12 protein-coding genes are annotated in these 11,120 nt (G+C 62.6%); 4 read left to right on the top strand and 8 right to left on the bottom strand.

Translation table 11 applies throughout. The features are described 5' to 3' along the window. The first annotated feature begins 119 nt into the window (after positions 1 to 119). Positions 120 to 530: a hypothetical protein gene (locus tag QU606_RS23400; RefSeq protein ID WP_041161254.1), complete on the top strand. Its 411-nt coding sequence runs from the start codon at positions 120 to 122 to the stop codon at positions 528 to 530. Here QU606_RS23400 and QU606_RS23395 read toward each other — a convergent pair. After that, a complete protein-coding gene (locus tag QU606_RS23395; RefSeq protein ID WP_168232119.1) occupies positions 527 to 688 on the bottom strand; it encodes a hypothetical protein in 162 nt (53 codons plus the stop codon). The two genes, QU606_RS23400 and QU606_RS23395, sit on opposite strands and share 4 nt — an antisense overlap. A 233-nt stretch (positions 689 to 921) precedes the next feature. Between QU606_RS23395 and QU606_RS23390 the strand changes: the two genes are divergently transcribed. Further along, on the top strand, positions 922 to 1,584 hold the full coding sequence (locus tag QU606_RS23390; RefSeq protein ID WP_102624292.1) for a C39 family peptidase: 663 nt from the start codon (positions 922 to 924) through the stop codon (positions 1,582 to 1,584). Positions 1,585 to 1,591: 7 nt separating this feature from the next. Here the strand turns inward: QU606_RS23390 and QU606_RS23385 are convergent, their stop codons facing one another. The 5 genes from QU606_RS23385 to QU606_RS23365 form a co-directional block, all read right to left on the bottom strand. Further along, entirely contained in the window at positions 1,592 to 2,293 is a 702-nt protein-coding gene (locus QU606_RS23385) for a VIT family protein (RefSeq protein ID WP_024076284.1), read from the bottom strand. Continuing rightward, positions 2,290 to 3,297, bottom strand: coding sequence for an FAD:protein FMN transferase (locus tag QU606_RS23380; RefSeq protein ID WP_304998648.1), 1,008 nt, complete (start codon positions 3,295 to 3,297; stop codon positions 2,290 to 2,292). Before QU606_RS23380 ends, QU606_RS23385 begins: the two co-directional genes overlap by 4 nt. Next, the gene (locus tag QU606_RS23375) at positions 3,287 to 5,467 is read right to left on the bottom strand and encodes a PepSY domain-containing protein (RefSeq protein WP_304997574.1); all 2,181 of its coding nucleotides are present in this window, start codon (positions 5,465 to 5,467) and stop codon (positions 3,287 to 3,289) included. The genes QU606_RS23380 and QU606_RS23375 overlap by 11 nt, the downstream gene beginning before the upstream one ends. Positions 5,468 to 5,492: 25 nt before the next feature. Further along, complete coding sequence (locus tag QU606_RS23370; protein ID WP_024076281.1) at positions 5,493 to 5,963, bottom strand: DUF2271 domain-containing protein; 471 nt, start codon at positions 5,961 to 5,963, stop codon at positions 5,493 to 5,495. 82 nt (positions 5,964 to 6,045) lie between these two features. Then, positions 6,046 to 6,369, bottom strand: coding sequence for a PepSY domain-containing protein (locus QU606_RS23365; RefSeq protein ID WP_069076556.1), 324 nt, complete (start codon positions 6,367 to 6,369; stop codon positions 6,046 to 6,048). A 131-nt stretch (positions 6,370 to 6,500) separates the two neighbouring features. Here QU606_RS23365 and QU606_RS23360 point away from each other — a divergent pair, with 131 nt between their 5' ends. Both QU606_RS23360 and QU606_RS23355 read left to right on the top strand, forming a co-directional pair. Next, positions 6,501 to 7,160 (top strand): response regulator transcription factor, encoded by a 660-nt coding sequence (locus QU606_RS23360; protein WP_168232122.1) that lies wholly within the window; start codon positions 6,501 to 6,503, stop codon positions 7,158 to 7,160. After that, entirely contained in the window at positions 7,157 to 8,491 is a 1,335-nt protein-coding gene (locus QU606_RS23355) for a HAMP domain-containing sensor histidine kinase (RefSeq protein WP_193689526.1), read from the top strand. The genes QU606_RS23360 and QU606_RS23355 overlap by 4 nt, the downstream gene beginning before the upstream one ends. A gap of 30 nt (positions 8,492 to 8,521) precedes the next feature. Here the strand turns inward: QU606_RS23355 and QU606_RS23350 are convergent, their stop codons facing one another. After that, the gene (locus QU606_RS23350; protein ID WP_304997573.1) at positions 8,522 to 10,609 is read right to left on the bottom strand and encodes a TonB-dependent receptor; all 2,088 of its coding nucleotides are present in this window, start codon (positions 10,607 to 10,609) and stop codon (positions 8,522 to 8,524) included. A 103-nt stretch (positions 10,610 to 10,712) separates the two neighbouring features. Next, entirely contained in the window at positions 10,713 to 11,102 is a 390-nt protein-coding gene (locus QU606_RS23345) for a DUF2946 domain-containing protein (protein WP_304997572.1), read from the bottom strand. Positions 11,103 to 11,120 lie beyond the last annotated feature (18 nt).

Below are 11,120 nucleotides of genomic sequence, written 5' to 3'. Positions count from 1 at the left end.
ATTCATTTGTTCTACAAAGGCGAGCTCCTCAAGCTTGTACCCCATCGGACGCGAGTCACTTTTCTGCGTCCAGCGCCTTGATCGATGTCCTTTGGAGCCCTGCCATGAACTTGAAAAACCTGTCACTTAAACCACTCCTGCTGATTCCCGCCCTGGGCGCGGTCTTGTTGTTGTCGGCCTGTGCCGGCCCGATTCCCAAGGCTGACCCGAGCGAAGCCTGGATCGGCTTGAAGGAAGAAGCCCCGAATGACTTGATGGCCGAGCGCGTGGATGGCAAACGCGTGGATGACGGGCGCTTTTTTGAAGTGCCACCGGGGGACCACCGCCTGGATGTGACGCTCTATGAGGAGGAACCGGGCGACGATAACCAGCAGGATTGCCAGGGCCGCGTGGAGTACAAGCACTTCAAGGCGGGTGAACACTACACCCTGGTGGAATCCAGCCTGGGCACCACCGTGCGCGCATCCCTGATGGATGGTCACGGCAAGGAAGTCGCCGCGACGCAGGACTTCAATTGCATGCCTGGCTAGGCGTGGTGCACCGCGCGCTTATGCGGCTTGGCGGGCGCAGTGGGTCTGGCGTGGGGGTGATGGTGCCGGCGGGTAATGCGCAACACCCCCCACAACATGGCGCCGGCTACCGCCAGCCAACCGCAGATCAACAGGACAATCGTTGTTGCAAGGCTCATTCGGGCCTCCTTCGCCCCGTAGGGGGCACACACAGTCTTCTCAATGGACAGTCTAGCTACCCGGCGGTTGCCTGCTATTGACCAATGGTCGTGTCCATCCAACTTGTTTGCTCTATCACCGCGTGTTTACTGGGGTTCTCGGCTATAGAGAACGCCATTGCCCGCGGTTTACTGTCGGCGCGATTGGGCTATGATCAGGCCCCTCACCGACAGTTGATCAAGAGAGTAAAAAATTGCGGTTACGGTCGAACGTTAAAACATCCTGGTTGCTGGCCTGTGCCCTCGGGCTGGCGGCCTGTTCCGGTCATCCGTCGAAGCTTGCGGGCTTGCCGGAGCGCGTTGAACTCAATGGCGTCCCGACGTTTCGCAGCGATGCCTATCAGAGCGGTCCTACGGCATTAGCCAGCATGCTGTCGCAACAAGGCATTGTGATGACACCGGGCTTGCTCGATAAACCGCTGCGCTTGCCCGCTGCGCAGGCTGATCTGGAGCGCAACATGCAGGTGCTGGCGCGTGAGTACGGGCTGATGGTGTACCCGCTGGATGCCAAACTGACCGCGGTGCTGGCGCAGGTGGCGGCGGGCTACCCGGTGATGGCGCGCATCAGTGGCCGGTTCTGGTCTGAACCGCACTACGTGGTGGTCGTCGGCTTTAACCAGCAGAAGAGCACCGTGTTGTTGCGTTCAGGCATGGACCGGCGACTGTTGATGGGCTTCAGTGATTTTGAATCGGCGTGGAAGAGTGCCGGACACTGGGCCATCCTGACCCAGCGCCCGAGCCAGTTGCCGGCCAACGTGGACGCACAACGCTGGCGTGAAGCCGCCAACGCCACTGCCCAGGCCGGGCAGGAGCAGGCAGCGGCGCAGGCGCTCAAGGTGTTGGCTGAGAAAAAGTAAGCGCCACCTACACCACCGCGCCAAACAGCGCTCCTACGGTCGCCGTAACGCCCATGGCGAGTGCCCCCCACAGGGTCACTCGCCAAGCGCCGGTGATGATGCTTGCTCCGCCGGCCTTGGCCGCGACGCCGCCCAGGCTGGCCAGAAACAGCAGGGACATGCCGGATATCCACGGCACCACGCTGTGGGGCGGCGCGATCACCGTTACCGCGAGCGGCAATGCGGCACCGACCACAAAACTGGCGGCCGAGGCGAGTGCCGCTTGCAGCGGTTTGGCCGTGAGTGCCTCGCTGATGCCCAACTCGTCACGGGCATGTGCGCCCAGGGCGTCGTGTGCCATTAACTGATCGGCGACCTGGTGGGCCAGTTCGGGTGACACCCCGCGGTGCATGTAGATGTGGGCAAGCTCGCTATGTTCGGCCTTCGGGTTGCTCGCCAGCTCCGCCCGTTCCCGTGACAGGTCGGCCCGCTCGGTATCGGCTTGGGAATGCACGGAAACGTATTCGCCGGCCGCCATGGACATTGCGCCCGCCACCAACCCGGCCATGCCGGTGACGAGCAGCGAAGCGTGGGTAGCGTTGGCGGCAGCGACGCCGATCAGCAGGCTGGCGGTGGAGACGATACCGTCGTTGGCCCCCAGGACTGCGGCGCGCAGCCAGCCGATACGATCACTGCGATGGGACTCGGTGTGCCGGTGCATGAATTTCATGGTTGAGCGGGACTCGTGTTCGTGGGCGGTGTTTGGATCGGACGGTTCTCAATCTGCGCCTGCAGAATGCCGTCGACAATCGATATTTCCTTGAGTTGGTCACCCTCGCGCAGCACGAACAGCGCGTCCATGCCGCGCGCCTGCGCCAGGCGTGGGCCTTCGATCTCGCCGAGCACCATCAACGCCGTGGCCCAGGCATCGGCAAGCATGCACGAGGCGGCCACCACCGTGACGGCGGCGATCGTATTGCGCAAGGGCGCGCCGGTGGCCGGGTCAAGGGTGTGGGCATACTGTCGCCCCTCGAGGTCAACCCAGTGCCGGTAGTCGCCAGAGGTGGCGATGGCCGCATCGCAGAGCTCCATCACGCCCATGACTTCCCGCCGGCCCCGGCACGGCTTTTCAATGGCCACGACCCAAGGTCGGGCATCCGGCTTGACGCCTCGGGCCCGCATTTCGCCGTCGATACCGACCAGGTAGCGGGTCAGTCCGAAACCGTCCAGGCAGCGTGCCAGTTCATCGACGCCAAAGCCTTTGGCGATCGCGTTGAGGTTCAGGTGCAGCGGCGCGTGTTTGCGCACTTGATGTCGTTGCAGGTCCACCGTCAACCCCGCGTGGGCGCTCAGGCGGGGGCGTGGCGCCAGGGTGTCGACGTTGTGTGCGGTGATCGTGGGGGCGCCGGGGCCAAAGCCCCAGGCCTCGACCCGGTCACCGACCGCGATGTCGAAGGCGCCGGCGGATTGCTGGCTGACCCGCAGTGCTGTCGCCAACACGCTGGCCAGTTCCTTGGGCACCGGCAGCCAGGTCTGCTCGGGGGCGGCGTTGAGGCGATTGAGGTCGGAATCGGCTTTCCAGAGGGACATTTGCTGGTCCACCCGCTCCACGGCCTGGGCCAGGCTGCGGCTGATCGCCTCGATGTCGAGGCCCGCCTCGGCATAGAACACGGCGCTGTAGCGCGTGCCCATGGTCTCGCCGTTGAGGCTGTAGCGTTGGCTATCAGTAGACATCTTCACGGTAGCGTCCTTGTGTCTTGAGGGCTTGCACACTCAAGTTGAGTGGCACCAGTACTTCATCCAGGGCCTGCATCACGCCTTTGGCCATCTCGCGACTGCCACACACCAGCACCTGGGCGCCTTTTTCAATCAGCCGCCGCAACGTCAGGGCATCGTTGATCAACCGGTCTTGCACGTAGCTGCGGTCCTGCACTTGGGAAAACGCGGCGCGTAACGTGGTCAGGCGGTGGTCGGCCAGGTAACGGTTGAGCTCCGGTTCATAGAGGAAATCCGACGCCGGGTTACGCCCACCCCAATACAGGTGCATCGGGTGCCTGGCCTTGTTGTTGCGAATAAAACCGGCCAGGGGGCCAATGCCGGTACCCGCACCAATCAGGATCACCGGGTGTGCACCCGACGCCGGGCGAAATTGCGGGTTGGGTTGGATAAAGGCTTCGATCGACGCGCCGATTGCCAGGCCATGCAGGAAACCCGAACACAGCCCGCCTTCGTGTTTGCGCACGCAAATCTCCAGCACCCCATCGTCGCGGCTGCTGGCCAGCGAATAAAAGCGTGGCAGCGGGCTGCCCGGCGGGTAGATGCCGACCAGATCGCCGGCCTGGAAACGCGGCAGCCCGCCGGGTGCCTTGAACCGCAGGACGTGGGTCGGTGCCTGTACTTGCTCGCCATAGACAGTGCATTCGGCCAGTACCAGTTGATGGGTACGTGGTCGCTCGGGGTTGTGGACCAGTTTCAACGCCTGCCCGAGGACTTCACCCAGGTCCAGGCCCCAGCGCATGAACTCCTGGGAGGACTGGCGGTTGATGGTTTCCAGTGGCAATAACGCCACGCCGCCGGCCTGCTCCATGGCGGCCTGCACGACGTGGGCGTATTGGCAGAACTGCGCAAACTGTCGATCGCCAAAACCCAGTACGGCAAAAGGCAGGCCGGGTTTGATCGCGCATTGCTCCAGCCGTTTGAGGAACTGTGTGGCCGAGGCGGGCGCGTCGCCGTCGCCATGAGTGGCCGTCAGGATCAATACCCGCTGCGCGCTGCGGTAATCCCCTGTCCATTCATTCATCGCTGCGCTATGCACCCGATGGCCGGCCTGGTGCAGCGCGTCATGCAAGGTGCTGGCAAAGCCCCAGGTGGTGTTGTTTTCACTGCCCACCAGAATCACGCTGTCGGCGGCGTGGGCAGGGCTGTTATGACGAATGCGCGGGCCGGCCTTGCGGCGGCGCCACCAGAGCAGCATGCCGGTCACGCTCATCAGGGGCACGCTGAGGGCGCAGAGGCCAAGGAACAAGCCCAGCCACCAGAGGCCTTCACCGGTGTGCAATTGATAGATCAATTGGTAAAGGTCATGCAGCGAATCATGGGCCTGATAAGACACCAACGTGCCGCTGACCGGGTCCACGTAGCCATCGCCCTGAGCGGTACGCAGGGAAAACACGTCTTGCGGGTGACCGGGGCTCGGGTACACCAGTTCGCGCAGGTCATTCAGGTCGGTGGCCTGCAAGGCTTGCAGGTTGGCCACCGGTTGCGCCACGCCGGCGCTGATGGCGGTCGGGAAGGCCGGCTCGCTCTGGCTGCCGTCGGCGATCAGGCCAAAGGTGGTGGCGCACAGGTAGAGCCCCGTCAGGGCCGAGAGCAACAGGCCAAGCACGGCCAGGCGCCCGACTTCGGCATGCCAGCGTTGGCTGAACGTGCCCCGTAGCGGTCGCAGCAGGTTGCGCAGGCCGCCCAGGCGGCGCGCCAGCAACAGCGCGCCGGACACTGAAAGGATCAGCATGAAAAACGCGCCGATACCCGCGACCCCATGCCCTGCGGTGCCCATGAACAGCGAGCGATGCAGGTCTTTGACCCAGCGCGAAACGGCCGACGGTTCGTAGGGGCCAAGGCCCTCGCCCGTCAGTGGATCGGCCGTTTGCGCAGCGGCCTGGCCGTCCTGGGTGTAGTAGATGATCAACGTCCCGGACGCGGTGCGCTGAATCTGCTCCACCCCCGGAAAATGCTGGGCGATGCGCCCGGCCAACTGGCCGACATTGAGCTGCCCGGCCTCGATTGATGTGCTGTGCAGGCGTTCCAGCGCTGGGTTGACGGACAACACTGCGCCGCTGATGGCCATGATCATGACCAGCAGGGCGGCGATCAGTCCGGGCAGTGAGTGGAACTGGCGAAGCATGTTCAGCCTCCAGAAGTGGCGAGTACTACAGGGCGTAGGTAAACGACTCGACGTAAGTGTTGCCGCTCACCGGCTTGCTCGACCCGCTCGATGTCAGGGCAACGCTGACGTCGGCGCGGCTGTCGCGTTTGTCTTCCACGGCGCTGTCGATACGGATCTGATACCCGGCATCGATCAAGGTGTCGGCCAGTTCAACACTGACGGTGAGGGTGTCGCCGCTGCCGACGCTGGCGCCGCTGAGCCCGTCAAACTCGCTTGGGTTCATGCCGCTGCCACGGGCCCAGTCGCTCAGGTGGCGGTAATACTTGGCTTTCTTGCCGGCCACCCAAAGGGTTTTCTGGTACTGGCCGTTGGCGTCAGTGACATAGATCGCCAGGTACGCACCGTTGCCGCTGTAGGGCTTGAGCTGGGTGGTCAGGGTGACTTCTCGGGCCTGGGCCAGGCTCGGGAGAGCAAGGGCGCCGGCGAGGCAGGTTGCAGCGAAGAGTGTTTTCATGGGGATGTCCTGGTTGAGCGTTGTGGCGAAAGCCTGGACCTGCTGGCTGACAGCAACCTGAAAGCCTTGGAAAGCGTCAGGCTCATTGAGCACCAGGGCGGTCGAGGTAATCCCGTGCGTCGCCGTTGTCGCCGAAATGGATTTCCAGTTTGCGCAGGCGAAGCGAGGCGGGTGCGTAGCTGGCTTCGATCGCATTGCCCTTGCGGTCGGTGGCCTTGAGCGTGTAGCAACCGTCGTCGACCTTGATGCGCTGCACACTCCAGCCGTATTGCTGCTCGACCTGCTGGCGCAAGGTTTCGCGCGGTTGCCAGTCGTTGACCGGCTCGCGGCAGTCATCATCGGCCAGGGCGTACCCGCCGAGCAGGACGCTCAGCAGGGCGGTGCTGGCAATAAAAGCGGGTTTCATGATCTATCTCCGATTCGATGGGCCTGTGCGGCATACCCTAGGGGGCATTCCTGACAACCGGCTGAATCTTCAGATTCACGTCAGGTAAGGCCGCTAGGGTGCTGCACGACAACCATCAGAGGAGGTGCCAGATGCGCGTTTTATTGGTCGAGGACGCACCTGGGCTGGGCGAGGCGGTACGCGAACAGATTGCCGATGACGGCCACGCCGTCGATTGGGTGCAGCGACTGGAGCATGCGAGCGCCAGTGTGCGCACCACGCCGTATGACCTGATTCTGTTGGACCTGATGTTGCCTGACGGTCGCGGGCTGGACTTTTTGCGCCAGCAGCGTTCGGCTGGCAACGTGACCCCGGTGATCATCCTCACCGCCCAGGACCAGATTTCCGACCGCATCGCCGGCCTGAATGCCGGCGCCGACGACTACTTGGTCAAACCGTTCGACCTGTTTGAACTCTCGGCCCGTGTGGCCGCGGTGGCCCGCCGCTACAGCGGCAACCCGAACCCCCTGATCAGGCTCGGTGAATTACAGATCGACATGAACGCGCGCACCGTGCAGCGCGCCGGCGTCACCATTGACCTCACGGCACGCGAGTGGGCGCTGTTCGAGGCGTTTGTGCAGCGCCCTACGGCGTTGCTGTCGAAGTCGCAGCTCGAAGAGCGCTTGTATGCCTTTGGCGCCGAAATCGAGAGCAACACCATCGAGGTCTACATCAGCCGCCTGCGTAAAAAACTGGGGCGTGAGCTGGTGGAAACCGTGCGCGGCATGGGCTATCGGTTGATGACCGTATGAAGTCGCCGATCAGCCTGCAAAGGCGCCTTGGCCTGGGACTGACCCTGGGCATGACCTTGCTCTGGCTGGGCGCGACCGTCGGCGCCTGGCTGGTGGTGCAACATGAGTTGAACGAAGCGTTCGACAGTGCCCTGGAAGAGACCGCGCAACGCATCCTGCCCCTGGCCGTGCTGGAAATCAGCAACCGCGAAGAACCGCGCACCGCCCAGCACATCGCAACCTTGAAGATGCACAAGGAGTATCTGACCTACCTGGTGCGTGATGCCCAGGGCCAGATCCTGATGCAGTCCCATGACGCCAACCCGAAGATATTCAACGACTCGCCGCGCGAAGGGTTCTCTACCACGAAAAAGTACCGGCTGTATGGTGCGAGTGCGCTGCGCAATACGTTGTTCATTGAGATCGCCGAGCCGCTGGGGCATCGCCGCGAGGCGGCGCGGGAAGCCTTGTTTGCTTTGTTGCTGCCGCTATTGGCGTTGATCCCCATCAGCTTGTTGGGCACTTGGCTGTTTGTGCGCGTCAGCCTGCGTAGCGTGTTGGCCTATCGCCGTGCCGTGGAAGCCCGAGGGGTGGGGGATTTGTCGCCGATCAGCGTGGCGCGGTTGCCGGCAGAAATCGACCCGTTGGCCGACGCGGTCAACCACCTGTTGGAGCGCCTGCGCAAGGCATTGGAGGCCGAGCGTAGCTTCACCGCCAACAGTGCCCATGAATTGCGCACACCGTTGGCCGCGACGTTGGCGCAGATCCAGCGTCTGCGCCAGGAAGCGCCGGAAGGTCCATTACGCATGCGTGCGACGAAGATCGAAAACTCATTGCGCGAGCTGGCACGGCTGTCGGAAAAGCTCATGCAGTTGGCCAAGGCCGAGGGCGGCGGGCTGTTGTCCGAGGCGCCCCAGGACCTGATCCCTTTGCTGGCCCATGGGGTCGATGAATGGAATCGCAGCAGCGGTCAGCGCATTCGCTTGCAGCTTCCTACCCAGGGCAGTGTGTATGCGGCGATTGACCCGGACGCGTTCGGTATTCTGCTGCGCAACCTGATCGAGAATGCATTGAAGTATGGGGCGCAGGACCAACCGGTTGAAGTCAGCCTGACGGACCAGGCGCTGCTGCGGGTGGTCAATGGTGGGCCGGCTGTGCCTGCACCAGTGTTACAGCGCCTGACCGAGCGCTTTGTGCGCGGCAGCAGCGAAGCCAGCGGCACAGGGCTCGGCCTGGCCATTGCCAAGACCATCGTCCAAGGGGTCAAGGCGCGTATGACCCTGGCTTCGCCCGCGGCCGGCAGGGATGACGGGTTCGAAGTCAACGTTCAGTTTTTGCGCCTGCCGACCTGAACGTTGACTGAGCCCCAGCGACTGCTTGCCTCAGAAATCCACACTGACGCCGGTATACAACGCCCGCCCGTCACCGGGTGAATGCAGCGAAGCCTGGGCACCGTCCGGGTCGTACCAGACGTATTCATAGTAGCGATTGGTAAGGTTCTTCAGCTGCAGATCGACACTGACCGACTCGGTCACCCGGTAACTGGCGCCGAGGTTCATCAGGACGTAGCCACCGTAAGTCACCCGGGTATTTTCGCGTTCCAGGTAGTAATTCGTCTGGCCATTCATCCACGCCGTCAATTGCAGGGCGGGGGTCGCCTTGTAGCTGACCCCGGCGTTGTACAGGTGATGAGGGATGTGGTCGATCTCCTGGCCTTTGCTGTTGGGCAAGGTTGAACTGGGCTGGAGTATTTTCGAGTACTGCCAGGCGTAGGCCATCCAGATATCAGTACGCTCGTTCGGGTGCAGGTTCACCTGCGCGTCGTAACCCCAGCGCCGGGTTTGGCCGACGTTATCCGACTCACCACTCGGGTCGTTGAGTCGACGACTGACTTCGCCACTGGCCTTTTGTTGCCAATAAGCCACGCGGCCGTCGATCCAATCGGCGGGCGTGAACTTGATGCCGGTTTCCCAGCCTTCGTTGATGGACGGCGCGAGATCCGTATCCCTTGGCGGAATCTTGTAGGCCGCGGCACCGGTACCCACCTGAAATGTACGGCCCCAGTTGGCATAGACGCTGGCAACGTCCCACGGTGAATACACCACGCTGAGCTTGGGTTGTTTGATCAGCCCATAGTCATTGATGGCGTAGTCCAGGCCGGTCATTTCGTTGGTGAAGTCGCCTTGGATCTTATCGACGCGATAGGCCGGGATGATCTTCAGCGACTCGAACGGTTTGATCTCGGCCTGCACGTAGGCGCCGTAGGTATCGAAGTCGAATTGCTGGTCACGGGTTTGGGCCTGCCGGACCCGGTCCTTGGTGCGGTAGCGCTCGCTTTTGTTGTGTTGCTGCTGCATGTCCGCGCCGCCTTCCAGGGCGAAGTCATACAGCCAGCTGACTTCAGGGCGCCAGGTCAGGGAGGTGAGGGCGCCGTATTGGGTTTCGTACGCATCGCGCTCTTGCTGGGCGCTGGTGCGCCAATATTGCGTCCAGCGCCGGTCGTCGAAGGTGTTGACGTAGGTTTTCGCCGCCCAGGCCAAGGTGTCGGACAGCTCACTGTCGAAGTGCACGCTGAGCTGGTTCATCCGCCGCGTGCCTTTGTCGGTGGCGTTGTAGCTGTTGGTCATGGTCGGGTGCTGGTGGGCGTCCTCTTCACTCAGGTAGCCGGGTTCCTGCGCCTCGGTTTCGTAGTGACGGGCGATCAGGCCGATACGGTAGCGGTTGTCGTCCGGGGTATAGAACCATTTGCCGGCCATGGAAAACTTGTCTGCCTGGGCGTGATCGCGGTAGCCGTCGGATTTCTGGTAGGCGAAGAAGTAATTCTGCGTCCAGTTGCTGGTTTCGATGCCCTTGGCGAGCTGGGTCTCCTGCGTGTTGTAGCTGCCATAGCGAATACGTGCCTTGGTGTAGTCGCCACCGGTGCGGGTCAGCATGTTCACATTACCGGCGATGTTGTTCAGGCCGTAGCGCGCATCGCTGGTACCGCGTACCACTTCTATGCTGTCCAGCTCCAGGGGGAAGATCATGTCCATGAACGGCATATTGCCGTCGTTGCTGTTGCTCGGAATGCCGTCGATCAGCAACTTCACCGCGTTGACTTCACCTTCGCCGTTAAAACCGCGAAAGGAAATCTTGCCGGAGGTGGTGCCTTGGTTGAATTCGGTGAGCATCACCCCCGGCGCACGGCTGAACAACTCCCAGCTGTAGTTGACCGGCATTTTTTCGAGGATATCGGCGCCGAGCACATCCACTGAGCTGAGCACACTGCTGGTACTCAGCGGGCCATTGCTGCCGGTGGCGCCCTGGACCGTGACGGTGCCGAGGGTGAGGGTTGAGTCTTCGGTTCTACTGGCTTCGGCCAAAGCCAGGGGCAGCGGGTTGATGGCGAACAAACCGACCGACAGGAGCGGCCATAGGGGTCGGGACACGCAAACGCGCTTTGCGCACGGCAAAGTCAATGGAGCAGGCATAACGCACACTTCCTGATAAACAAGACACTTCAAAGGGGTTCAACCACCTCAGTGGGCGGTGAAAAAGAAGAGCGCACCTCACCTAGGTGGGTGCAGGTGTCGATCAGGCGCTGGGGGAGGCGCGTGGGCTCAGGCTGGGCCAGCGAATCCTGGGGTGCAGCGTCGGCAGCTCAGGGTTGACGAGGGCGGTGGCAAGCGCGTAGCGCGGCAGGAAATGTCGATAGTAGTCGGAGGGCAGTGCCGCCAGCCCGGCATGGCCGCAACAGCAATCGCTGTGTTTCATGGGGCTGCTGGACGGGGCTGACTGGAGTGGGTCGATCAGCTTGCTCAAGCTGGGAGGTAATGCCTGCGAGGTGCCCCCCGAGCAGAATCCGCCCCATAGCAACAGCCCCATATCCGGCGGCTGCAGGGCACGGCCGAGCGGCATGGCCAGCATGTTGAGCAGCACGGCAAGGCAGGCGATCCAGGGGCTTATGCGTTTGAAGCTAGCCATGAAAGACGTCGACTGAAA

The organism is Pseudomonas sp. OVF7, assembly GCF_030644265.1.
Classification (GTDB): Bacteria; Pseudomonadota; Gammaproteobacteria; order Pseudomonadales; family Pseudomonadaceae; genus Aquipseudomonas; species Aquipseudomonas gorinensis.
The sequence above is the reverse complement of the archived record's forward strand: the minus strand, read 5'-3'. Positions and strand labels throughout refer to the sequence as shown.